Source organism: Acidovorax sp. Root275 (assembly GCF_001428965.1).
Taxonomy (GTDB): domain Bacteria; phylum Pseudomonadota; class Gammaproteobacteria; order Burkholderiales; family Burkholderiaceae_C; genus Acidovorax; species Acidovorax radicis.
Genome location: NZ_LMJH01000008.1, coordinates 616,455 through 640,115, shown reverse-complemented (window position 1 = coordinate 640,115; position 23,661 = coordinate 616,455). Strand labels below are relative to the sequence as shown.

25 protein-coding genes are annotated in these 23,661 nt (G+C 63.6%); 9 read left to right on the top strand and 16 right to left on the bottom strand.

Annotated elements, in window-relative coordinates:
- The first annotated feature begins 66 nt into the window (after window positions 1-66).
- On the top strand, window positions 67-588 hold the full coding sequence (locus ASE52_RS13020; protein WP_057226611.1) for a GNAT family N-acetyltransferase: 522 nt from the start codon (window positions 67-69) through the stop codon (window positions 586-588).
- Between the two features lie 95 nt (window positions 589-683).
- On the top strand, window positions 684-1,130 hold the full coding sequence (locus tag ASE52_RS13015; protein WP_010463502.1) for a TM2 domain-containing protein: 447 nt from the start codon (window positions 684-686) through the stop codon (window positions 1,128-1,130).
- A 115-nt stretch (window positions 1,131-1,245) separates the two neighbouring features.
- Here the strand turns inward: ASE52_RS13015 and ASE52_RS13010 are convergent, their stop codons facing one another.
- The 3 genes from ASE52_RS13010 to ASE52_RS13000 form a co-directional block, all read right to left on the bottom strand.
- A complete protein-coding gene (locus ASE52_RS13010) occupies window positions 1,246-2,256 on the bottom strand; it encodes an inorganic phosphate transporter (protein ID WP_010463501.1) in 1,011 nt (336 codons plus the stop codon).
- Window positions 2,257-2,274: 18 nt separating this feature from the next.
- Window positions 2,275-2,922, bottom strand: coding sequence for a DUF47 domain-containing protein (locus ASE52_RS13005; protein ID WP_010463500.1), 648 nt, complete (start codon window positions 2,920-2,922; stop codon window positions 2,275-2,277).
- Window positions 2,923-3,083: 161 nt separating this feature from the next.
- Window positions 3,084-3,446: a DMT family protein gene (locus tag ASE52_RS13000; protein ID WP_029414044.1), complete on the bottom strand. Its 363-nt coding sequence runs from the start codon at window positions 3,444-3,446 to the stop codon at window positions 3,084-3,086.
- Here ASE52_RS13000 and ASE52_RS26090 point away from each other — a divergent pair.
- On the top strand, window positions 3,376-3,633 hold the full coding sequence (locus ASE52_RS26090) for a hypothetical protein (RefSeq protein WP_206743050.1): 258 nt from the start codon (window positions 3,376-3,378) through the stop codon (window positions 3,631-3,633). The genes ASE52_RS13000 and ASE52_RS26090 overlap by 71 nt on opposite strands.
- A gap of 52 nt (window positions 3,634-3,685) precedes the next feature.
- Here ASE52_RS26090 and ASE52_RS12995 read toward each other — a convergent pair whose 3' ends face one another.
- From ASE52_RS12995 to ASE52_RS12960, 8 genes are all read right to left on the bottom strand, one after another.
- Window positions 3,686-4,414, bottom strand: a complete 729-nt coding sequence (locus ASE52_RS12995; RefSeq protein ID WP_010463498.1) for an ABC transporter ATP-binding protein — start codon at window positions 4,412-4,414, stop codon at window positions 3,686-3,688.
- Between the two features lie 2 nt (window positions 4,415-4,416).
- Window positions 4,417-5,211, bottom strand: coding sequence for an ABC transporter ATP-binding protein (locus ASE52_RS12990; protein WP_010463497.1), 795 nt, complete (start codon window positions 5,209-5,211; stop codon window positions 4,417-4,419).
- A gap of 20 nt (window positions 5,212-5,231) precedes the next feature.
- Window positions 5,232-6,308 (bottom strand): ABC transporter ATP-binding protein, encoded by a 1,077-nt coding sequence (locus tag ASE52_RS12985; RefSeq protein ID WP_010463494.1) that lies wholly within the window; start codon window positions 6,306-6,308, stop codon window positions 5,232-5,234.
- Between the two features lie 13 nt (window positions 6,309-6,321).
- A complete protein-coding gene (locus ASE52_RS12980) occupies window positions 6,322-7,251 on the bottom strand; it encodes a branched-chain amino acid ABC transporter permease (protein WP_010463492.1) in 930 nt (309 codons plus the stop codon).
- 312 nt (window positions 7,252-7,563) lie between these two features.
- Entirely contained in the window at window positions 7,564-8,916 is a 1,353-nt protein-coding gene (locus tag ASE52_RS12975) for a replication-associated recombination protein A (protein ID WP_057226609.1), read from the bottom strand.
- Between the two features lie 93 nt (window positions 8,917-9,009).
- Window positions 9,010-9,642 carry an outer membrane lipoprotein chaperone LolA gene (gene lolA, locus ASE52_RS12970; RefSeq protein ID WP_057226608.1) on the bottom strand — a complete coding sequence of 211 codons (633 nt, stop codon included), beginning with the start codon at window positions 9,640-9,642 and terminating at the stop codon, window positions 9,010-9,012.
- A 50-nt stretch (window positions 9,643-9,692) separates the two neighbouring features.
- Entirely contained in the window at window positions 9,693-12,029 is a 2,337-nt protein-coding gene (locus ASE52_RS12965) for a DNA translocase FtsK (RefSeq protein WP_057226605.1), read from the bottom strand.
- A gap of 73 nt (window positions 12,030-12,102) precedes the next feature.
- Complete coding sequence (locus ASE52_RS12960) at window positions 12,103-12,780, bottom strand: Crp/Fnr family transcriptional regulator (RefSeq protein WP_057226602.1); 678 nt, start codon at window positions 12,778-12,780, stop codon at window positions 12,103-12,105.
- Window positions 12,781-12,977: 197 nt separating this feature from the next.
- Between ASE52_RS12960 and trxB the strand changes: the two genes are divergently transcribed.
- The 3 genes from trxB to rpmG all read left to right on the top strand — a co-directional run bounded on the left by trxB (window position 12,978) and on the right by rpmG (window position 14,531).
- A complete protein-coding gene (trxB, locus tag ASE52_RS12955) occupies window positions 12,978-13,931 on the top strand; it encodes a thioredoxin-disulfide reductase (RefSeq protein ID WP_010463482.1) in 954 nt (317 codons plus the stop codon).
- Window positions 13,932-14,115: 184 nt separating this feature from the next.
- The gene (gene rpmB, locus ASE52_RS12950; protein ID WP_010463481.1) at window positions 14,116-14,349 is read left to right on the top strand and encodes a 50S ribosomal protein L28; all 234 of its coding nucleotides are present in this window, start codon (window positions 14,116-14,118) and stop codon (window positions 14,347-14,349) included.
- 11 nt (window positions 14,350-14,360) lie between these two features.
- A complete protein-coding gene (gene rpmG / locus ASE52_RS12945) occupies window positions 14,361-14,531 on the top strand; it encodes a 50S ribosomal protein L33 (protein WP_008904999.1) in 171 nt (56 codons plus the stop codon).
- Between the two features lie 84 nt (window positions 14,532-14,615).
- Here rpmG and ASE52_RS12940 read toward each other — a convergent pair whose 3' ends face one another.
- Window positions 14,616-16,103 carry a PLP-dependent aminotransferase family protein gene (locus ASE52_RS12940; protein WP_057226600.1) on the bottom strand — a complete coding sequence of 496 codons (1,488 nt, stop codon included), beginning with the start codon at window positions 16,101-16,103 and terminating at the stop codon, window positions 14,616-14,618.
- A 276-nt stretch (window positions 16,104-16,379) separates the two neighbouring features.
- Between ASE52_RS12940 and ASE52_RS25680 the strand changes: the two genes are divergently transcribed.
- A complete protein-coding gene (locus tag ASE52_RS25680) occupies window positions 16,380-16,781 on the top strand; it encodes a hypothetical protein (protein WP_140426226.1) in 402 nt (133 codons plus the stop codon).
- Window positions 16,782-16,849: 68 nt separating this feature from the next.
- Here the strand turns inward: ASE52_RS25680 and ASE52_RS12935 are convergent, their stop codons facing one another.
- From ASE52_RS12935 to ASE52_RS12925, 3 genes are all read right to left on the bottom strand, one after another.
- Window positions 16,850-18,064, bottom strand: a complete 1,215-nt coding sequence (locus tag ASE52_RS12935) for a fatty acid desaturase (RefSeq protein WP_010463475.1) — start codon at window positions 18,062-18,064, stop codon at window positions 16,850-16,852.
- 134 nt (window positions 18,065-18,198) lie between these two features.
- Window positions 18,199-19,473: an RsmB/NOP family class I SAM-dependent RNA methyltransferase gene (locus ASE52_RS12930; protein WP_010463473.1), complete on the bottom strand. Its 1,275-nt coding sequence runs from the start codon at window positions 19,471-19,473 to the stop codon at window positions 18,199-18,201.
- Between the two features lie 171 nt (window positions 19,474-19,644).
- On the bottom strand, window positions 19,645-21,498 hold the full coding sequence (locus ASE52_RS12925) for a M48 family metallopeptidase (RefSeq protein WP_057227224.1): 1,854 nt from the start codon (window positions 21,496-21,498) through the stop codon (window positions 19,645-19,647).
- Between the two features lie 67 nt (window positions 21,499-21,565).
- Here ASE52_RS12925 and ASE52_RS12920 point away from each other — a divergent pair, with 67 nt between their 5' ends.
- Window positions 21,566-21,820 carry a DUF1653 domain-containing protein gene (locus ASE52_RS12920; protein ID WP_057226598.1) on the top strand — a complete coding sequence of 85 codons (255 nt, stop codon included), beginning with the start codon at window positions 21,566-21,568 and terminating at the stop codon, window positions 21,818-21,820.
- A 500-nt stretch (window positions 21,821-22,320) separates the two neighbouring features.
- On the opposite strand, the gene purN is transcribed toward ASE52_RS12920, so the two are convergent.
- On the bottom strand, window positions 22,321-22,902 hold the full coding sequence (purN, locus tag ASE52_RS12915; protein WP_057226596.1) for a phosphoribosylglycinamide formyltransferase: 582 nt from the start codon (window positions 22,900-22,902) through the stop codon (window positions 22,321-22,323).
- A gap of 21 nt (window positions 22,903-22,923) precedes the next feature.
- On the opposite strand from purN, the gene ASE52_RS12910 reads away from it, so the two are divergent.
- Window positions 22,924-23,628, top strand: coding sequence for a YceH family protein (locus ASE52_RS12910; RefSeq protein WP_057226594.1), 705 nt, complete (start codon window positions 22,924-22,926; stop codon window positions 23,626-23,628).
- Window positions 23,629-23,661: the final 33 nt, after the last annotated feature.

Below are 23,661 nucleotides of genomic sequence, written 5' to 3'. Positions count from 1 at the left end.
GACACGCGACATGGCCACCCGGCCAGCGACACGCTGCAAAGCCCGCGATTATATCCATTTCCTCCAATGCCTACCATCCGCCCCAGCACCGACAGCGATATTCCGGCCATCACGGCCATTTACCAACACCACGTGCTCCACGGCACGGGCACGTTCGAGATCGACCCCCCATCGGAGGCCGACATGGCAGGCCGCCGCGCCGATGTGCTGGCGCGTGGCCTGCCCTGGCTGGTGGCCGAGCAAGACGGCCAGGTGCTCGGCTATGCCTATGCCAACTGGTTCAAGCCACGCCCGGCCTACCGCTTCTCGGCAGAGGATTCGATCTACGTCGCCGACAGCGCCCGTGGCATGGGCCTGGGCCGCACGCTGCTGGCCGAGCTGGCGAAGCAGGCCGAAGCGGCTGGTGTGCGCAAGCTGCTGGCCGTCATTGGCGATTCGGCCAACGCGGGATCGATCGGCGTGCACCGGGCACTGGGTTTTACCGATGTGGGCGTGATGCGTTCGGTGGGCTGGAAGTTCGGCGCCTGGCGCGACATCGTGCTCATGGAAAAAACCCTGGGCGCGGGCGATACCACTTCGCCGGAGTGAAAACAGCCTCCATGCGCCCCAGCGGCGCGGGTTGCAGCCCCTCCAAAGGAGACCACTTGTTCATCTCGAGGCGGCCCGACGATGAATAATGCCCCATGAAAAACAAAACTCTGGCGGCCTGGCTCGCCTTCGTGGGCGGGCCGCTGGGCCTGCACCGTTTCTACCTGCACGGGCTCACCGACATGCTGGGATGGCTGCTACCGATCCCGACGGCGCTGGGCATTTACGGTATCCAGCGTGTGCAGCAGCTGGGCCAGGACGACCACTACAGCTGGATGCTGATTCCCCTGCTCGGCTTCACGATTGCGGGCTGCGCATTGCAGGCCATCCTGTTTGCGCTCAAGACGCCTGAGGCCTGGAACGCACGCTACAACCCCACGGCCGCACCCGACGCCCCGGCGGGCAGGACCCAATGGATCACCATCGGCGCCATCGTGGTTTCGCTGATGGTCGGTACCGCCGTGCTGATGGCCAGCCTCGCGTTCAGCTTTCAGCGGTATTTCGAATACCAGATCGAGGAAGCCCGCAAGATCTCGCAGTGACCCCACAGGCTCCCAAGCAAACGCCCCATTGAATTTGCATTCAAATGGGGCGTTCGCGCTTATCCATATTGCGTGACTAGCTATATGTTTTATAGCTACCCGGGAATTTTGACCCTCAGAACATCTGCAGGCTGATCCAGTACGCCACGGCGGCCACAAACGCGCTGGCAGGAATGGTCAGTATCCAGGCCCAGACGATGTTGCCCGCCACGCCCCAGCGCACGGCGCTGGCGCGCTGGGTGGAGCCAACGCCCACGATGGCACCCGTGATGGTATGGGTGGTGGACACCGGAATGCCCAGCGTGGTCGCCAGGAACAGGGTCAGCGCCCCACCCGTTTCGGCGCAGAAGCCGCCCACGGGCTTGAGCTTGGTGATCTTCTGGCCCATGGTCTTCACGATGCGCCAGCCGCCGAACATGGTCCCGAGGCCAATGGCCACATAGCAGCTCACAATGGTCCACGTGGGGGGCGACGCGTCGGATGCGGAGGAGTACCCCGTCGCTATCAGCAGCAGCCAGATGATTCCGATGGTCTTCTGGGCGTCATTGCCACCGTGGCCCAGGCTGTAGGCCCCTGCAGACACCAGCTGCAGCCGGCGGAACCACTTGTCCACCTTGCTGGGCCGCGCCCGCCGGAAGATCCACGCAACGCCCACCATCATCAGAGAGCCGAGCGCAAAGCCCAGCAGCGGCGAAACGAAGATGAACGCCACCGTCTTGAGAATGCCGGCGGACACCAGGGCACCAGCCCCCGCCTTGGCAATCACAGCACCCACGATGCCACCGATCAGCGCATGCGAAGAACTGCTGGGGATGCCGTAGTACCAGGTGATCACGTTCCAGGTGATGGCACCCACCAGGGCACCAAACACCACGTGCGTATCCACGATGCCGGGCTGCACGATGCCTTTGCCCACCGTGGCGGCCACGCTCAGGTGAAAGACGAAGATCGCCACGAAGTTGAAGAACGCCGCGAACAGCACGGCCTGTGCAGGCTTGAGCACCCCGGTGGAGACCACCGTGGCAATCGAATTGGCGGCGTCGTGGAACCCGTTCATGAAGTCGAACAGGATCGCCAGCGCCACGAGCAGGACCACAACCCAGAGGGCCGTTTGTACGGTTTCCATGCTGGTCAGCCCGCCGGATCAGGAGTTTTCGAGGACGATGCCCTCGATGCAATTGGCCACGTCCTCGCACTTGTCGGTGATGGTTTCCAGCAGCTCGTAAATGGCCTTGAGCTTGATCACCTCGCGCACATCGGGCTCTTCGCGGAAGAGCTTGCTCATGGCGCTGCGCATCACGCGGTCCGCGTCGGATTCGAGCTTGTCGATCTCTTCGCAGGTCTTGAGTGCGGCCTCGGCCACGGCCGGGTCGGCGATCTTGTCGAGCAGTTTGACGGCATCGCGCAGGCGTTCACAGCACTTGAGGCTGAGGTCCGTGAGGCGCGTGATCTCTTCCGTCATGTGGCGCACGTCGTACAGCGCCATGGTCTCGGCAGAGTCCTGGATCAGGTCGGCCACATCGTCCATCGTGTTGATCAGCGTGTGGATCTGCTCACGGTCGATGGGGGTGATGAAGGTCTTGTGGATGGCCTTGTTCACTTCGTGCGTCACGCGGTCAGCGGCACGTTCGGCGTTGTCCACGTCCTGGTTGTACTTGTCACGCAGGTGCGGGTCGTTGTAGTTGGCCACCAGTTGCGAGAAAGCCCTGGCCGCCTCGACGATGCGGTCCGCATGCTGGTTGAACATTTCGAAAAAATTGCCTTCGCGTGGCAACAGCTTGGCAAACAGCATGGGGGCTCCTGGATCGGGATCGATTTTTTGAAAAAGAGGCAAAGCCATGACATTGGCATGACTTTTTGGTGACCGGGCGAGTTTAACCGGGTGTCCCCGCCTCTCGACCACGGGGCACGCGCGCGAATGCAGGGCACCACGCGCCTTCTTTCTCTTCTCGATCAGGCGCCGCGGAAAATGAAATACACCGCCCCCACCAGGCACAGCCCCGCCCAGAGGTAGTCCCATTTGAGCGGCTGGCCCATGTAGAACACCGCAAACGGCACAAACACCGCCAGCGTGATCACCTCCTGCATGATCTTGAGCTGCCCGACATTGAACTGCGTGAAGCCGATGCGGTTGGCGGGCACCTGCAGCAGGTATTCAAACAGCGCGATGCCCCAGCTCACCAGCGCTGCGGTGTACCAGGGTGAAGTGGCCAGGTTCTTGAGGTGCCCGTACCAGGCAAAGGTCATGAAGACGTTGCTGGCCACCAGCAGCAACACGGTCTGGAGCGGGATGGGCAAGGATTGCAGGAAGTTCATCGACATGCAGCGACGGGCGGTAGGTGGGCGGGTGGGTGGCTGGACAGCAGCAAATTATGAACAAAATTGGTGCCTGGCGCTGGATACACATCCGTCAATAGCTATAAAAAATATAGCAACTACTGCATTGATCGAAAATCTGCGCACCATAAAAAAAGGCACTGCCACATGGCAGTGCCTTGCATGAACCCACCTTTGCCAGCGCCCAAACGGCCGGATGGCCGGACGCTGGCGTTGGCTTACTCGCCCAGGTAGGCTGCGCGCACCTTGGGGTCGTTGAGCAGTTGCTGGCCCGGGCCCGACATGGTGATCAGGCCGGACTCCATCACGTAGCCACGGTCGGCAATCGCCAGCGCACGGCTGGCGTTCTGCTCCACCAGCAGGATGGTCACCCCCAGGGCGTACACGTCACGCACCACTTCAAAGATCTTGTCCACCATGATGGGCGACAGGCCCATGGAGGGCTCGTCCAGCAGCAGCACCTTGGGCTGGCTCATCAGCGCACGGCCCATGGCCAGCATCTGCTGTTCGCCGCCCGACATGGTGCCGGCCAGCTGGTCCTTGCGTTCACGCAGGCGCGGGAAGATGGTGAACATCTTTTCGATGTCGGCCAGGATGCCCGCCTTGTCGCGGCGCGTGTAGGCGCCCATCTGCAGGTTTTCGGTAATGGTCATGCGGGCGAACACGCCACGGCCTTCCGGCACCATCACCAGGCCCTTCTTCACCAGGTCCCAGGCGCCCTTGCCCTTGATGCTCTCGCCCAGGTACTCGATGCTGCCATCGTTCATGCCCAGGGTGCCGGTGATGGCCTTCATGGTGGTGGTCTTGCCGGCGCCGTTGGAGCCAATCAGCGAGACCAGTTCACCCTCGCGCACTTCAAAGTCCACGCCCTTGACGGCCTGGATACCGCCGTAGGCCACTTTCAGTCCCTTGACCTGCAGCAGTACCTTGTTGGATTTTTCGGCCATTCTCAATGTCCTCCGGTGCCCAGATAGGCCTCAATCACTTTTTCGTTCTTCTGCACGGTGGCAGGCGTGCCTTCGGCGATCTGCTTGCCGTAGTCGAGCACCGTCACGCGGTCGCACAGGCCCATCACCAGCTTCACGTCATGCTCGATGAGCAAGATGGTGCGGTTGTCGTTGCGGATGCGGTCAATCAGCTCGCGCAGCAGCACCTTTTCGGTGGCGTTCATGCCCGCAGCGGGCTCGTCGAGCGCGATCAGTTGCGGATCGGTGGCCAGTGCACGGGCAATCTCCAGGCGGCGCTGGTCGCCGTAGGAGAGGGTGCGCGCCTTGTAGTCGGCAAACTTGCCAATGCCCACGTAGTCGAGCAGTTCCTGCGCACGCTTGGCGATGGCAGCCTCCTCTTCCTTGAAGCCCTTGGTGCGCAACACGGCGCCCAGCAGGCCGGACTTGGTGCGGATGTGGCGGCCCACCATCACGTTTTCCAGCGCCGTCATTTCTGCAAACAGGCGGATGTTCTGGAAGGTGCGCGCAATGCCCGCCTTGGCCACTTCATGGACAGCCGTGGGCTCGTAGGGCTTGCCGGCCAGCTCGAAAGTGCCACTGTCGGGCGTGTAAAGACCCGTGATCACGTTGAAGAAAGTGGTCTTGCCAGCCCCATTGGGGCCGATCAGGCCATAGACCTGGCCACGCTCGATGGTGATGCCCACGTCGGAGAGGGCTTGCAGGCCACCAAAACGCTTGGAAATGCCTGCAACCTTCAGCACCACGTCGTTGGCCGAATTCTTGATGTTCTCTGCCATGTTCTAACTTTCTGCGGTGTTCAGGTCTTCTGCGTGAGGCTCTTGCCATGGTCGGGCGCAGGCCACAGACCACGGGGACGCAACAGCATGATGATGATCATGGCCAGCGCAATCAGCAGCTGGCGCAGGATGGCGGAGTCCAGACGGCCGTCCGTCATGGCCTGCAGCGGGCCCGCCACATAGCGCAGCACTTCGGGCAGGGCCGACAGCAGCACGGCACCCAGGATCACGCCAGGGATGTGGCCGATACCGCCCAGCACCACCATGGCGACGATCATGACCGACTCCATCAGGCTGAACGACTCGGGCGACACGAAGCCCTGGAACGCACCGAACATGGCGCCCGACACGCCGCCAAACGAGGCGCCCATGCCAAAAGCCAGCAGCTTCATGTTGCGGGTGTTGATGCCCATGGCCTTGGCGGCGATCTCGTCCTCGCGGATGGCCATCCAGGCGCGGCCAATGCGCGAATCCTGCAAGCGATAGCAGATCACGATGGACACCACCACCAGGATCAGGAACAGGTAGTAATACAGCGTGACCGAGCTGATGTCGAAGCCGAACAACTCCAGGCGCTTGCCCAGGTCCAGCCCGAAGATCTTGACCGAATCGATCTGGCCCAGGCCCTTGGGTCCGTTGGTCAGGTTGGCGGGATGGTCCAGGTTGTTCAGGAAAATACGGACGATTTCACCGAAGCCGAGCGTCACGATGGCCAGGTAGTCGCCGCGCAGCTTGAGCGTGGGCGCCCCCAGCAGCGCCCCGAAGAACGCCGCCAGCAAGGCCGCCAACGGTATGACCAGCCACAACGAGGTGTGCAGGCCGTTGGGGAACATGGCGGCAAAGGCCGCAAAGTTGTCCGCAAGGTGCGGCGAAGCCATCAAGGCAAACAGGTAGGCGCCCACGGCGTAGAACGCCACATAGCCCAGGTCCAGCAGGCCGGCGTAGCCGACCACGATGTTCAGGCCCAGGGCCAGCAGCACATACAGCAGCGCCAGGTCGGCAATGCGCACCCAGGCGTTGCCGAAGGATTGCAGGATCAGCGGCAGCACCAGCAGCGCGACCGCGCCGATGATCCAGTTGGTTTTGGTGTTCTTCATGGTGTGGGGCTCCTCAGGCGCGATCGGCCACACGCTCACCCAGCAGGCCCGAGGGTCGCAGCGTCAGGATGATGATGAGCACGATGAACGCAAAGATGTCGGTGTAGTGGCTGCCCAGGAGGCCGCCCGTCAAGGTGCCGATGTAGCCCGAGCCGATGGCTTCGATGAGGCCCAGCAGAATGCCGCCCACCACTGCGCCCGCCAGATTGCCGATGCCGCCGAACACGGCCGCCGTGAAGGCCTTGAGGCCGGGCAGGAAGCCCATGGTGTGCTGCGCCGTGCCGTAGTTGGAGGCATACATGATGCCGGCGACGGCTGCCAGGATGGCGCCGATGATGAAGGTGGCGGAGATCACCATGTCAGGCTTCACGCCCATCAGGGACGCAACGCGTGGGTTCTCGGCCGTGGCGCGCATGGCGCGGCCGAGGTTGGTGTGGTTGACCAGGTACACCAGCGAGGCCAGGGCCACCGCGGTCACGCCCAGGATCAGGATCTGGGTGGGTGTGATGAACGCGCCGCCGATCTCGAAGGGCGAGCTGGGCAGCATCGTCGGATAGGGTTTGTAGTTGGGCTTCCAGATGATCATGGCCAGCGTCTGCAGCAGGATCGACATGCCGATGGCCGTGATCAGGGGCGCCAGGCGTGGACTGCTGCGCAGAGGGCGGTAAGCCACTTTTTCGATCACGAAGTTGAGGGTGGCTGCGACCACGCAGGCAATGATGGTCGCGAGCAGCAGGATGACCCAGCCGGGGGCGCCGGGCATTGCGCCCTGCATCATTCCTATACAGCTCCAACTGGTCAGAGCCCCGATCATGAGCACTTCGCCGTGGGCGAAATTGATCAGCTGAATAATGCCGTACACCATCGTGTAGCCCAAGGCTATCAAGGCGTACATGCTGCCGAGTACCAGACCGTTGATAATCTGTTGCAGCAAAATGTCCATAAGAGAAGTCCTTCGTTTGTAACGTACCCACCGCTTTGGCACCGGAATCGGTACAGCCTTGTGGGCCCGACTGCCATCTAGCAAAAAACCCGCCAGAAGTGCAGCTGTGCGGGTTTGTGGACGGGATTGTAGCGAGTAGTCACAAGCGGCCCCCACCAAGCCGGGCGGGGTTTTCCCTCGGGTTGGCGGCACATCAGCGGGCAACGCAATCCATAAGCTCACATGATGCAAGCAGGAAAATTGATGTGCAAACTTATTACCAGCCTCATGCCAAATCAGCATGACACGGATTGCGGCCTTTGCAGTCCGGGCTCAGGACTTTTCGTCCGACCCGTCCTCAAAATCTGCTGAAACATTGCGCGCGCGCAGTTCACGCAACTTCTGTGCAATCTTGATTTCGAGGCCCCGCTCCACCGGCGCATAAAAACCGGGCGCTGGCATGCCCTCGGGCAGGTAGTTTTCGCCCGCAGCAAAGCCGCCCTCTTCGTCGTGCGCGTAGCGGTAGCCCTTGCCGTAGTCGAGCTCTTTCATGAGCTTGGTCGGTGCATTGCGCAGGTGCATGGGCACCGGGCGGGTGCCATCCTGCTTCACCCAGGCGCGGGCGGCGTTGTAGGCCTTGTAGACAGCGTTGGACTTGGGCGCCATCGCCAGGTACACCACACATTCGGCCAGGGCCAGTTCGCCCTCGGGGCTGCCCAGGCGTTCGTAGACCTCGGTGGCGTCCAGCGCCAGGCGCAGCGCACGCGGGTCGGCCAGGCCGATGTCTTCGCTGGCCATGCGCACCAGGCGCCGCGCCATGTAGCGCGGGTCGGCGCCGCCATCGAGCATGCGCACCAGCCAGTACAGAGCGGCGTCCGGGTCGGAGCCGCGCACGGATTTGTGCAGCGCGCTGATGGTGTCGTAGAACTGCTCGCCGCCCTTGTCGTAGCGGCGCATGCGTTCGCCCAGCACCTTGAGCAGCCAGGCGTCGGTGATCTCGGCCAGCTTCTCCTGCGTGGCAGCCATGGCCAGGGTTTCGAGCGTGTTGAGCAGGCGGCGGGCATCGCCATCGGCATAGGCCACCAGGCGGTCTATTGCTACATCTTCGATAGCTTGCAGCGCTTTCTCCGCCTGCGCCAGGGCCACTATTTGCTTCAAATCCTCTTCGGACAGCGGTTGCAGCACATACACCGCAGCACGCGACAGCAGCGCGGAATTCACCTCGAACGAAGGGTTCTCGGTGGTGGCGCCGATGAAGGTGAACAGGCCTGACTCGACATGCGGCAGGAAGGCATCTTGCTGACTCTTGTTGAAGCGGTGCACTTCATCGACGAACACGATGGTGCGCTGCTGCATCAGGCCATCGCGCGCCGCCTCGGCGCGCTCCACGGCCTCGCGGATGTCCTTGACCCCACCCAGCACGGCACTGATGCTGATGAACTGCGCGTCGAAGGCATCGGCCATGAGCCGCGCGATGGTGGTCTTGCCCACACCCGGCGGCCCCCAGAGGATGCAGCTGTGCGGACGGCCCGATTCAAACGCGAGCCGCAGCGGCATGCCCGGGCCCAGCACATGCTGCTGCCCAATCACCTCGCCCAACGTGCGGGGCCGCAGGCGCTCGGCCAGGGGCTGATGGGCCGAGGGGTGGGCCTGGGAAGGTGCGGCAGAGGCACTGCGTGCTGCCATGTTCGTGTCCTGTCTACGTCAGCTGATTTTCAAGCAAAATTGGACTCTAGCGCTTACCCATAAAGCGCGGGCAGCTATCTTTTTCGCAGCGACTTACTGTTTGACCACATCCGCCCCGGCGGGCGGCTTGAACTGGAAGGTGCTGGCCGGCAACGCCGCGTTGGCCTGCATGCCGGTGAAACGAATCAGCGAGCGCTGGCCAAAGCTGTCCAGGATGTCGAGCGCCGCCAGTTGGTCACCCGCAAAGCCCACACGCACACTCTTGAGCTGGCCGTCCTTGGTCTTGGGGCTGGCCAGCACCCACTGCAGGCCTTCCTGGTCGGGCGAGGTCTCCAGCGTGAACTCGGCCTTGAGCGCCGACAGGTCGGGGGCCGATGCCAGCAGCGCGGCGGGCGTGCTGCCGAGCGCCTGGGACTGCGAGCGCTGGGTGACCTGGTTCAGGTCCACGTCGTAAAGCCACAGAGTCTGGCCATCGGCCACGATGGTCTGCTCGAAAGGTTTCTTGTAGACGAACTTGAAGCGCCCGGGGCGCTGAAACTCAAAGCTGCCGGTCGATGTCTTGGTGCGTGCAGTTTGGCCATCCTTGGGAGGCGAAGTCACGGTCTGCGTGAAATCCGCCTTGCCCGTTTGCGTGCCCTTCATGAACGATTCCAGGCTTTTCAGGCCATCAGCGCTTGCCAGTGTTGCGCTGGCAGCTATCAAAATTGCAGTAACGGTCTTTTTCAACAAAAACTCCTGTGGGGCACGGGCCGGGCTTGGCGCCCTGCGTGGGTCATTCACTCACTACGCGCTGGCACCAAAACCTCGCGCTGGCCGCTGGTGGTGAGGCCACTGACGAGTCCGGCCTTTTCCATGTCTTCCAGCAAACGCGCCGAGCGGTTGTAGCCAATGCGCAGCTTGCGCTGCACGTACGAGATGCTCGCCTTGCGGTCCTTGAGCACCACCTCGACGGCCTGGTCGTACATGGGGTCTTTCTCACCCCCGTCGCCGCCGCCCTCCCCTGACAGATCCCCCTCGCCATCCACAGTTCCGCCTTCGAGCACACCTTCTATGTAGTCCGGCTCCCCTTGTTCCTTGAGGTAACTGACGACACGGTGTACTTCCTCGTCCGACACAAAGGCGCCGTGCACACGGATCGGCAGGCCCGTGCCGCTGGCCATGTAGAGCATGTCGCCCATGCCCAGCAGGGCTTCGGCGCCCATCTGGTCCAGGATGGTGCGGCTGTCGATCTTGGAGCCGACCGAGAACGCAATGCGGGTCGGAATGTTGGCCTTGATCAGCCCGGTGATCACGTCCACGCTCGGGCGCTGCGTGGCCAGGATCAGGTGGATGCCCGCCGCACGCGCCTTCTGCGCCAGCCGCGCGATCAGCTCTTCGATCTTCTTGCCCACCACCATCATCAGGTCGGCCAGCTCGTCGATGATGACCACGATGTGCGGCAGGCGCTGCAGCGGCTCTGGCTCTTCGGGCGTCAGGCTGAAGGGGTTGTAGATGAACTCCTCGCGCGCCTTGGCCTCGTCGATCTTGACGTTGTAGCCCGCCAGGTTGCGCACACCCAGCTTGGACATCAGCTTGTAGCGGCGCTCCATCTCGGCCACGCACCAGTTCAGGCCGTGCGCCGCCTGCTTCATGTCGGTGACCACGGGCGCCAGAAGGTGCGGGATGCCTTCGTAGACCGACATTTCCAGCATCTTGGGGTCGATCATCAACAGGCGCACGTCGCGCGCCTCGGCCTTGTACAAGAGCGACAGGATCATCGCGTTGATCCCCACCGACTTGCCCGAGCCAGTCGTCCCTGCCACCAGCACGTGCGGCATCTTGGCAAGGTCGGCCACCACCGGGTTGCCCACGATGTCCTTGCCCAGGCCCATGGTGAGCATGCTCTTGGCCTCGTGGTAGACCTGCGATCCCAGGATCTCGGACAGGCGGATCGACTGGCGTTTGGCGTTGGGCAGTTCCAGCGCCATGAAGTTCTTGCCCGGGATGGTCTCCACCACGCGGATGGACACAAGGCTGAGCGAGCGCGCCAGGTCCTTGGCCAGGCCCACGATCTGCGAGCCCTTCACGCCCGTGGCGGGCTCGATCTCGTAGCGTGTGATCACGGGGCCGGGCATGGCGGCTACCACGCGCACTTCCACGCCGAAATCCTTGAGTTTCTTCTCGATGAGGCGGCTGGTCATCTCCAGCGTCTCGGGTGCCACGGTCTCCTGGCGCTGCAGCGGGCCGTCGAGCAGGTCCACCAGCGGCAACTTGCTGTCGGGCATCTCGGTGAACAACGGCTTTTGGCGCTCCTTCACCACGCGGGTGCTCTGCGGCACATCCACCAGGATGGGTTCGATGATCTGGATCGGTTGAGGGTGGTGCACTTCGCTCTCGGTGCGTTCTTCGAGCACCACCACTTCGCGCTCGCGCGCGGCCTTGCGGCCCACAGCCACGTCCTTGGCCACTTCGCGCTTGGCCAGGCGCGATTGCACGAGCGCATCGATGCGCGAACCCAGCGACTCCGCCACGTGCCCCCACGAAAAGCGGAACACCAGCGCCGCACCCAGCACCGCCAGCACGATCGACAGCAGGGCCGAGCCGGTATAGCCCAGCCACTTCACGCTCGCGGGCCCCACCACGTACCCCAGCACGCCACCGGCGTGCCCGCCCGGGAGCAGGGACTCGAACCGGTACAGGCGCGACCACTCCAGGGCCGTGCTGGCGCACATCAGCAGCACCAGCCCACCCCAGAACAGCGCGCGGCGCTGCATCGGGCTGGCGGCGCCCGGCACCTGCTCGCCACCGCGCATCCAGCGCGCCAGCGACGAGAGCCAGGCCCTCACACCTGCCGCCACACACCACCACACGGAAAAGCCCAGCGCAAAGTAGCTGCCGTCGGCCAGCCAGGCGCCAAAACGGCCCGCCCAGTTGGCCACCATGCGGACCTCGCGCGAGCCGGAATTGGAAAACGCAGCATCCTGCGCGGAATAGCTGGCCAGCGCCAGCAACCAGAAAACCAGGGCCAGCAGCCCGACCATCAGGCCAATTTCATGGCCAAAACGGGCAGCGCCCGTGCGCGGCGGCGACTTGGCCGCAGCCGATGCATTCAGGGTATTGAGGGAATAGGTCATAAGCGTGCCGGGCGAGCTTACCCCATGCACCACAAGGGATTGGCGCCTGGGCTGACATCCGCCGGCTCGGCGTTCAGCCCAGCGCGTTCAGGCGGTCCTTGAGCAGCGTGGCACCACTGGGCAGCGCCTCGATGAAGCCACGCTCTTCCAGGTCTTTCATCACGCGGCTGACCATCTCGCGCGAGGCCCCCACCATCTTGGCCAGGTCCTGCCGGGAGATTTTGTCCTTGATCACCAACTGGCCCTGGACATCGGGTATGGCAAAGTCCAGCAGGGCATGGGCCACGCGCCCATACACGTCCAGCAACGCCAGTGACTCGATCTTGCGGTCGGCATGGCGCAGGCGCTTGACCAGCCCCCGCATCACGACCAGCGACATCGAGGCGTTCTCGGTCAGGCAGCGGGCGAACTCGGCGCGGCCCAGCATGAGCACGTCGGTCTGGACCTCGGCGCGCACCGTCGCCGAATGGGGTTCGTTGTCGATGATGCTCATCTCGCCCAGATAGTCACCCTGCGAGAGCGTGGCCAGGATCACCTCGCGCCCCCGGCTGTCGGAGGTCATCACCCTGGCGCGCCCCGTGAGCAGGATATACAGGGCGTTGGATTTTTGCCCCTGCTCCACCAAAGGCTCGCCGCGCTTGAACCGGCGCTTGATCACCGCACCGCTGATCACCTCGGCCTGGGCCACCGTCAGCAGCGAGAACAAGGGCACCCGGCGCAGCAGGTCCAGGTTGGACAACATCGTCGACATGAAAACATCTCCTCTCAGGGGCGCGACCCAACCGGAGCCGCAGCGGGTTATGAAGGGACTCTCAATGGGTTCTTACAATCGCCGAGATTGAAAAAGGCGCCGCCCGCGTGAGCGGCGCACGGTTGATACTTGCCGGTCCAACCCCCAGTTTCCCCAACAGCGTCGCATGTAGCGGGCGCAAAACACAGGCTTTTACCATGTCCACCACCCAACACGCGAAAGTTCTGATCCTCGGCTCCGGCCCTGCAGGCTACACCGCAGCGGTTTATGCCGCCCGCGCCAACCTGAACCCGGTGCTCATCACCGGCATGGCCCAGGGTGGCCAGCTGATGACCACGACCGAGGTGGACAACTGGCCCGCCGACGTGCACGGCGTGCAGGGCCCGGACCTGATGCAGCGTTTTCTGGAGCACGCAGAGCGCTTCAAGACCCAGATCATCTTCGACCACATCAACAAGGTCGATTTCAGCCAGCGCCCCTTCACACTCACCGGCGACAGCGGCACCTACACCTGCGACGCCCTGATCCTGGCCACCGGAGCATCGGCCAAGTACCTGGGCCTGCCGTCGGAAGAGGCCTTCATGGGCAAGGGCGTGTCCGGTTGCGCCACCTGCGACGGCTTCTTCTACCGCGAGCAGGACGTGTGCGTGGTGGGCGGCGGCAATACGGCGGTGGAAGAAGCGCTGTACCTGTCGAACATCGCCCGCAAAGTCACCTTGGTGCACCGCCGCGACAAGTTCAAGGCCGAGCCTATCCTGGTGGACAAGCTCCACGAGAAGGTCGCTGCCGGCAAGATCGAGCTCAAGCTGTTCAACACGCTCGACGAGGTGCTGGGCGATAACACGGGCGTGACCGGCATCCGCATCAAGAGCACCAAGGACGGCAGCACCGAAGACATCAAGCTGCAGGGCTGCTTTATCGCCATCGGCCATGCGCCCAACACCGAGATCTTCCAGGGCCAGCTGGAAATGGAGAACGGCTACATCATCACGCAGGGCGGCCTCAAGGGCTTTGCCACGCAAACCAGCGTGCCGGGCGTGTTCGCCGCAGGCGACGTGCAGGACCATGTGTACCGCCAGGCCATCACCAGCGCGGGCACGGGCTGCATGGCTGCACTCGACGCCCAGCGCTTCCTGGAACAAGAGTCTTGATGAAAAGCTGGGCAGCAGGCTATAATCTGCGGCTTTGCTGAATTCGGCCCGTTTTTGCGGTCCTTTCGAAAAAGGCAAATCGGGTTACCGCCACCCTTTCTGGCGAGGTGAGGCCGCAAGCCAACCTGGGGAATTGCTCTTCAGGGTCCAGCAAACGGCCGTTAAAAAGTATCGGAGTGTCCTCATGGCACGCGTCTGCGACGTAACGGGCAAGAAGCCCATGACGGGGAACAATGTTTCCCACGCCAACAACAAAACCAAGCGCCGGTTCCTGCCGAACCTGCAATACCGCCGTTTCTGGGTTGAGACCGAAAACCGCTGGGTTCGCCTGCGTGTTTCGAGCGCTGCCCTGCGTTTGATCGACAAGAACGGTATCGACTCGGTGCTCGCAGACCTGCGCGCACGTGGTCAGGCTTAAGGAGAAGCACCATGGCAAGCAAAGGCGGACGCGACAAGATCAAGCTGGAATCCACTGCGGGTACTGGCCACTTCTACACCACGACCAAGAACAAGAAGACCATGCCCGAGAAAATGCTGATCATGAAATTTGATCCAAAAGCTCGCAAGCACGTGGAATACAAGGAAATGAAGCTGAAGTAATCGTTCAGCCTCGTCTTCCCCCAAAAAACCGCCCGGACCCCGGGCGGTTTTTTTATGCCTGTTTTTTGCCAGCGCCTGCTTGCCCTACGCAGCCTTGCGCGACGGAAAGGGCTGCTGCGCGGCCAGTTGATCCGCCATCAAGGCGCCCAGCGTGCGGTAGCCCTCCTCCACCTGCGTCGTGAAGGGCATGCCGCAACTCAAGCGCAGAAAATGCTCATAGCGCCCCGTGTTGGTGAACATGGGCCCAGGGGCAATACGTATGCCGCTCAGCAGCGCCTGGTCGTAAAGCCGTGTGGACGAGATGCCGACCGGCAGCTCCAGCCACAGGCTCAACCCACCCGGCGGCAGGCTCAGCCGCGTACCCGCCGGAAAGTAGCGGGCCACAGCCCGCGCGGACTGCTCCCGCTGGACGCGCAGTTGCGCGCGCATGCGGCGCATGTGGCGTTCGTAGGCCGATGAATCCACGCTGCGCGCGGCCAGCAGCTGCGACCACGTCTGCATGTTGCGCGTGCGGGCGAACTTGAGCATCTGCACCCGGGCCTGCCAGCGCCCCGCACTCATCCAGCCCTGGCGCAGGCCCGGGGCAAAACTCTTGCTGAGCGAGGCACAGTAGATCACCTGGCCCGCATCCCCCTGACGGTCCCAGGCCTTGGCCGGACGCAGAACGTGCGGGGACTCCACGAACTCGCGGTAGATATCGTCCTCGATGAGGGCCAGGCCGTGCTCCACGCACAGGGCCACCAGGCGCTCCTTGTGTGCGTCGGGCATCACGCTGCCCTGCGGCATCTGCAAATGGGGCACCACCACCACGCCCCTGAGCCGGGGCTCGTTGCGTGCAGCCAGCTCCAGCGCCTCCAGTGATATGCCGGTGTGGGGGCTGCAGGGGATCTCCAGCGCGCGCAGCCCACGCACCTCGATGGCCTGGAGGATGCCGAAGAAGGTGGGCGATTCGACGGCAATCACATCGCCCGGCTCGGCCACCGCATCCAGGGCCAGGTTAACCGCCTCGGAGTTTCCATGAGTTGCGCCAATGTCTGCAGGGGCCATACAGACCCCAAAGGTGAGCGCATGCCGCGCCATGGCTTGCTGGAACTCGGGATGCGTCGTAGGTGCCGATGGGCCATACACCAGGATGTCCGGCTGCTCCCGCAGCAAGCCCTGCGCAAGCCGGTTGAGCGCCTTCGCATCGAACAGGCTGGGTGCCGGCATCGCGCTGCCCAGGTCCAGCGGCAGAGGACCCGCACGGCGGGCCTTGTCCAGAAAAACCGAAATGCGCTCGTTGATACCCGCAAAGACATGGAGATCACTGGCCAGGGGTTCATGCACCTCGGGCTCACGCGCACCCGGTAGCACCACGCCGCCCAGCCCACGCACGAAGTAGCCCACGCGCTCGCGCGCTTCCACACGGCCCTGGGATTCAAGATGGCGCAGCACCTGCAGCGCCGTCGTCAGGCTCACCTGGTGGCGCTGGCACAGCTCGCGCACGGATGGCATGCGCATGCCGGGCGTCAGGCTGCCTGCAGCGATGGCCTGTTCATACAAAGCTGCCAGTTGGCGATAAAGGGGAGTCATACGGGTATCAGAGAGACGTGACATGGCTCGTAGCTCGGGAAACTGTTGCAGCCCAGACGCAGGCGCGAGGCTGCAGGCAAAGGCATCGTGTCCTAACGCCACCTGCGGGTACAGATACAGGAAAGGACAGAAAGAACCATAACAGCACGCCAGCAATTGCAGCTGTTCTACCCCACCAAGCTGACGCGTGTATCTGTCGCCGCAGGACGGCATTTCTTACGCTAAAGCCCTCGCCACAGCCTTTCACGGTCTTTTTCCCCCAGGAGCATCTACACCATGAAAACGGACATCCACCCCAAGGCAACCACAGCCCCCTTCACGGTCCACATCGCATCCGGTCAAATCCTGTGGGTCTGCCTTCCGCCCGGCAGCGTTTTGCACACCACCCAGGGGGAAATCACCATACGTTCGGCCCCCTGCTCCTATGGATACGCAGTGCACTCACCACCACGGGTCGTCTTGAAGGCAGGTGCCCAATTGCCACTGCCGAGGCATGAACGGGCCACCTGGATGCAACTCAGCAGCACCACAGACGGCCCCGCAGAGATCAAGATTGTGGAAAGCATGCCCGAAGCCGGGCTGCGGCAGAAAGCTTGGGCGCTTCTGCGGACGATCTTCGCGGGCCGCAAAAAAGAGCAGCCGGATGGAGCGTATGGCGCGTTGCACGCCGCACGATGAACAAAGGGTGACAAAAAAAGGCCTTGCCAGGGAAGGCAAGGCCTTGCACAGAACCGCCTCCGGTGGTCTCAGGCGCGTGCCGCACGCAGGCTGATCGAAAACTCCCGCAAAGCGGCAATGCCACTCTCCTCGGCCCGGCGGCACCACGCCTGCAAATCGGCGGTGAGCTGTTCGCGGGATTGTGAAGTGTTGAGCCACAGCTGACGCAGCTCTTCGCGCATGGTCACCATCTTGTCGAGCGCCGGGTGCGCCGCGCGGGCCTGCGCCAGCTGTGGCAGCGCCACGGCTGGCACCTTCTCCGCGTCGCGGGGCAGCCAGCGCTTGGCCGCCTTGAGCACCGAGACATCGGCCTGGCGGGCCTTGAGTGCAGCGATTTCTTCCTTGCAAGCCTGGCGCACCCCACGGGCGTAGCCCGCCATCACCTCGTAGCGGTTGGCAATCAAAGCCTCCAGCGTCTTTTCATCGGCCACGGGTTTCACGTCGCCCAACTGCAGCTTGGGCGGCACCTTCTTGACCGTAGCCCAGCCGATTTTCTTCATCAGCGTGATGTAGACCCAGCCAATGTCGAACTCATAGGGCTTGACCGAGAACTTGGCCGACGTCGGGTATGTGTGGTGGTTGTTGTGCAGCTCTTCACCACCAATGATGATGCCCCAGGGCGAAAGGTTGGTGCTGGCATCCTGCGCCTCGAAATTGCGGTAGCCCCAGTAATGGCCCACACCATTGACCACACCCGCCGCCCAGAACGGAATCCAGAGCATCTGTACCGCCCACACAGCGGCGCCCAGCGCGCCAAACAATGCGAGGTTCAGGATCAGCATAAGGCCCACACCCTGCCAGCCGTAGCGGGTATAGACATTGCGTTCCATCCAGTCATCGGGTGTGCCGTGGCCGAACTTCTTCATGGTCTCCATGTTCTTGGACTCGGCGCGGTACAACTCGGCGCCGCGCCACATCACGGTGTCCAGGCCGCGCGTCTGCGGGCTGTGCGGGTCGTCCACGGTTTCGCACTTGGCGTGGTGTTTGCGGTGGATGGCGACCCATTCCTTGGTGACCATGCCGGTCCCGATCCATAACCAGAAGCGGAAAAAGTGCGAGGGAATGGCGTGCAGGTCCAGCGCACGGTGCGCCTGTGCACGGTGCAGAAAAATCGTGACCGCCGCAATGGTGATGTGGGTCGTCGCCAGGGTGTACAGGACAACCTGCCACCACGCCAGATTCCACAAACCGTGGCCCAGCCAGTCAATGGCGGCGTTCAGCACAGCCCAATCGGGTAACAGCATATTCAGAAAACCTTACGTCTACAAAGAACCCGCTCGCCAGAGGAGCAGGTATCTGATTTTAGAGCGGGAGCCTCCCGATAGGCTCGGGGGTATTCACCGTATTTGCGCCGTTTTAGCGTCTTTAGAGGACAAAGTCAGCCTTTTTTGGCCCAGGTTGCGGCAAAAAACCCATCCGTCTGGTGCACATGGGGCCAAAGACGCAGATATCCACTGCCCGACTCACCGCCGCTGCACAGGCCCTTGGCGCCCTCGACCTTGAGCTGCTCCAGCAATTCACCCGCGTCGAGCAGTTCGAAGTCAGGGTGGGACGCACTGAAGGCCTCGGCAATGGCCTCGTTTTCCTGCGGCAGGATGCTGCAGGTGGCATACACCAGACGGCCGCCGGGCTTGAGCAGGCGCGCTGCGCTGTCCAGAATGGCGGTCTGCTTGGCCACCAGTTCTTCCACGGCCTTGGCCGACTGGCGCCATTTGAGGTCGGGGTTGCGACGCAAGGTGCCCAGGCCCGAGCAGGGCGCATCCACCAGCACGCGGTCGATCTTGCCCGCCAGCCGCTTGACGCGGTCATCTCGCTCGTGGGCAATGGCGGCGGGGTGCACGTTCGACAGGCCACTGCGGGCCAGGCGGGGTTTCAGGGCATCCAGGCGGTGCGCCGACACATCAAACGCATACAGGCGGCCGGTGCTGCGCATGCCCGCGCCGATGGCCAGGGTCTTGCCGCCTGCACCGGCGCAGAAGTCCACCACCATCTCGCCGCGCTTGGCGTCGAGCAGCAGGGCCAGCAACTGCGAGCCTTCGTCTTGCACCTCAATGGCGCCGCGCGTGAATGCATCCAGCTTGGTCAGCGCAGGCTTGTCGTCAATGCGCAGGCCCCAGGGCGAATACGGCGTGGGACTGGCCTTGATGCCGGCCTTGGCGAGCTCCTTCTGTACATCGGCGCGCTTATCCTTGAGCGCGTTGACGCGCAAATCCAGCGGTGCGCTCTGCGCCAGGCTTTCCACCAGCGGCCAGAATCCGTCGCCCAGCTGGTCCTTGAGGGGTTTCACCAGCCATTCAGGCAGGTTGTGGCGGTGGCGCTCCATCAGGTCATCGACCGTGACGGCATCGCACTGGTCCAGCCAGTTCTTTTCCTGGTCGGTCAGTGCGCTCTTGAGGAAATCACGCGGGCCATAAAACCCCAGGATGGCCAGGCGGCGCTCCTTGGGGCCTGAGCCCGAGGGAGCCATGTGGTCGAACAGCAGCTTCTTGCGCAGCACGGTGTAGACCGTTTCGGCCAGCGTGGCACGCTCGCGAGGCCCCAGGCCCCGGTTGTCGCGGAAAAATCGTGACACCACCGCATCGGCGGGGTGTTCAAACGTGAGGGTGAGCCTGACCAATTCAGCGCAGGCGTCGAGAAGAACTTTGGGATGCATCCCCGTATTGTCCACCCCCTGAGCCGCTTCGCGTCATCCCCCGGAGGGGGACGCCACCGGCGGCCTGGCGAAGCCAGTTCCACGGTGGCACAGGGATGGGCCTGCGCCAGTCTCCACCATCGTGTGCAACTCAGCGTGCAGACGAGAAAGGGACGGGCAAAAAGTTGGCCATCAACGGGTATAGATCGGATCGAACGCATAGCGCTGGATTTCCTTGAGCGTGGGCGATTCGCCCGCCCACAGCGCCAGCGCGGGGCCCGGAAGGCTCAGATTGCGCTCCAGGGCACGGCACAGGTGGTAGCGGCTTTCGTCGTCCATGCCTGGCAGCTCCAGGAACACCAGGTACGCCCGACGCTGCGGATGCTCGCGCAGGTTCTTGCGCACCAGCCAACAACGGGTGAGGGGCGCGCAGCGGGCCAGCTCCGATTGCAGCTCGGCCAACTCAAACGGGCTCAGGTCGTTGCGCGCGATCTGGCTGAAGAAGGAGGTGCCCGACAGCTCTTCCCAGGCGCGCTCTTCAGATTCCTGCGCACGCTCCAGCCGCTTTCGCCATTGCTTGAAGGCCGCCGCGTCATGGTCCCTACCCATGCGCGGGGTCTCCAGCTCGGCCAGTGCGGTGCGTGCAGCCCAGTAGCGGTCGTTGCTGCCGGCTTCCCACACCCGGTGCAGCAGCAGGAGCTTGCCCTCGCGGTCGTCCTCGGGCAGGCAAGGCACCAGTCCGCACAGGGCGGGCGGGTATTCCGCGCTGCGCTCAAGCGCCAGCTCATAGAGCGCACGCACATCGGCGCGGGGATCGAGATGGCGTTTGAGGCGGGCCAGCTCCACCAATTCGGCAGCACTGCTCTGGGCTATCGACGCGCTGAGCGCTTCGGCGCGCGTACGCACACGCTCCAGCCACGCATGGTGCTGCTTCCACTCCGTGGCGTTGTCGCGGCACCATTGTTTGTCAAAGTGCTTCACCCACCGCTTGGCCCCATCGCCCAGCAGGGTCAAGGCATTGCCATGCGACCAGTCCGGCAGTGTGGGCGTGGCATCCAGCGCTTCAATGCGATCCCGCAGGCCGGGGTGGGTGTCGTCCACACTGCTCAGGCGCTTGAGCGCTTGGCGCAGTGCGTCGTTGGCAAATGCGGCATCCGGGGCCTCGGCCAGGTAGCGGCGCATGCTGCGATAGGGCCCCACCGGCAGCGGATTGCCGGCGGCACCGCACCAGTGGTGGCCCCAGAACTCCGCCTGCAGCGCCGCGCCGCGGATTTCAATCTCGGCCAGGGCGGCGGCGGTCACGTCACGTCCCAGCAGCTTGCCGGCAATGCGGTCGGCCTCGTATTCGTCCTGGCGGGCCAGCGCAAAGGTCTTGGCCGAAAAGCGCGGAAAGTACCAGCGCATGAAAGCCTGCGTGGCGGCAACCACCGGGCCTTCGTCGTCGGCCAGGCTGTGGTTCAGGCGCATCCACGACAGGCGCGTGCGGTAAATCCAGGCGGCAAACCGGCCGTGGTCGCCGCGCAGATGACCGTACTCATGCGCCAGCACGGCCAGAAAACGCGGCCGGTCCAGGGCCATGAGCAGGGGCAAGCCAATGCTCAGGTGGTTGACAGCGCCGCCCAGCAGGCCGTACTTGGGCAGCTGCTGGATGCTGGCATTGAACTCGTCGTTCAGCGTGACTTTGTGGATGGGCGGGCCCTTGATCTTGCGGCGAATGCGCTCCAGCGCCTCAAAAAGCTCCGGCGCCTCCAGCGCCGTGATCTCCACACCCTCGGGCGCGTCAAAACGCACCCACAGCGCCCGCAGGCTGACCCACAGCAGGCCTGCAGCCCCCAGCAGCAGCCACACCATGGCAAAACGAAAGCGCCCCTGCAGCAACTGCGGCACGACCCACAGCACAATGCCAGCGGCCAGCCCCAGGCAACCCAGCACCCAGGCATAGCCCAGCGCCGCAAACGCGGCCACACTGCGGCGGTACGCTCGGCTGTTGTCGGCACTGGCATGCTCGCTCATGCGCACCAGGTGCACAAAATCTGCCTGATCCACGGGCTTCCCCCACTCTTGGTTGTTTTCAGCCGCCATCCTAACCACTCACGCACGCCCACTCGCCACCATGACCGACGAAGACCTGCCCGCACTCATTCGCACTCCGCCTGGCCTGTACCGCCACTACAAGGGCATGCTCTACGAGGTGATCGACACCGTGCGCCACAGCGAGACGCTGGAAGCCATGACGCTGTACCGCGCGCTCTATGGCCAGCGGGGGCTGTGGGTGCGGCCCGCCGCCATGTTTGAAGAGCAGGTGCTCATCGATGGCGTGATGCGGCCACGGTTCGAGAAATGCGGGGACGAGACGGAAACCCGCTGAAACCCGTTGAACTCACGCCGCAGTGCGCGGAAAAATGGCTGCTGCCACCAAACCACACCCGCGGCATTGCGCAAGGCCAGCCGCCCTCCCCCCCGTGGCGCCGCACCACGTCAGAAGCAATGGTGAGCCCCGGTCCGGCCCCGCCGCTCTGGCGGTTGCGCAAGGACTCCACGCAGTAGAACGGCTCCATGACCCGCTCCAACTCTTCAGTCGGCAGGCCCGGCCGTGGTCGCGCACCTCGATGCTCAGCGTCGGCCGTCGGCCGGGCCATCGGCTGCAGGTTTTCTGGCCACGCAGTGCGATTCGCCCGTCAGTTGATGAGCTGCGTGCGCCGGGATCCCTGAGGCTGTCCGGCGACGGGTAAATATGAATAAAAATAGGACCTAGCGCTTTATAGATAAGCGTAAATAGCTACTATTTTTATAGCAAACAACATCCCTGTGCCCACCAGGGTCTGCCAGGGCGACAACCGGACCATCCCAACCCGATCGGCCGGTGGGCTACAAGGCCTGAATCAGCGCCCGCACGGCGCGGGGATAGATCACATGTTCCTGGGTCAGCACCCGGGCCGCCAGCGTCTCGGCCGTGTCGCCGGGCAGCACGGGCACCACCGCCTGCTCCAGGATGGGACCCACATCCAGCTCGGCCGTCACCTGGTGCACCGTGACGCCCGCAAACTTGCAGCCTGCATCGATGGCGCGCTGGTGCGTGTGCAGCCCGGTAAAGGCCGGCAGCAGCGAGGGATGGATGTTGATGAGCCGCCCCGCGTAGTGCGCCACAAACCCTGGCGTCAGGATGCGCATGAACCCCGCCAGCACCACGAGGGCAGGCTGGTGGCGGTCGATGGTGGCCGCCAGCTCGGCATCAAAAGCCTCGCGGCTGGCAAAGACCTTGTGGTCCAGCGCCTCGGCAGCGATGCCCTGCTCCCGCGCAAACACCAGCCCGGCGGCATCCGGTTTGTTGCTGATCACAGCCGCCACGCGGGCGCCGTAGCGTTGTGCCCAGTTCTCCTGTTGCGCGGTGCGGACGATGGTGGCCATGTTCGAGCCGCCGCCAGAGATCAGAATGACGATGTTCTTCATAAATTGCCACGGATTATCCCAGTGCCCTTCGATCCCATCATCCGCCCCCTCACCCCCCACGAAGCCCGCGTGCTCGCCACGCTGATGGAAAAGGCCCGCACCGTGCCCGACAGCTACCCCATGTCGCTCAACGGCCTGCTGACCGGTTGCAACCAGAAAACCAGCCGCGACCCGGTGATGAACCTCAGCGACGCCGAGGCGCAGGAGGCACTGGACTCGCTCAAGTTGCTGACGCTGGCGTTTGAGAGCAGCGGCAACCGCACCATGCGGTGGGAACACAACTTTCAGCGCGGCGTGGGCGTGCCCGAACAATCGGCCGTGCTGCTGGGGCTCTTGATGCTGCGCGGCCCGCAAACGGCGGGCGAGCTGCGCATCAACGCCGAGCGCTGGTACCGGTTTGCCGACATTTCTTCGGTGGAGGCCTTCCTCGATGAGCTGCAAGAGCGCAGTGCAGAGAAAGGCGGCCCGCTGGTCGTGCAGCTGCCCCGCGCACCCGGCGCGCGCGAACAGCGCTGGGCGCACCTGATGTGTGGGCCGGTGGACACCAGCAGCAGCTATGTCCCCCAGCCAGGCACCGGCGCCACAGGGACCTCCGCAGCCCTGCAGGCCCGGGTGGACGCGCTGGAGACGGAAGTGGCCAGCCTGCGCGCCACCGTGCAGCGGCTGTGCGCAGAGCTGGGCATGGCCGCAGACCCTGCGCCGATGTCGCCACCCGGACAGGAATAAAACGAACGACCGTGCTACAAACAGGACTTCTCA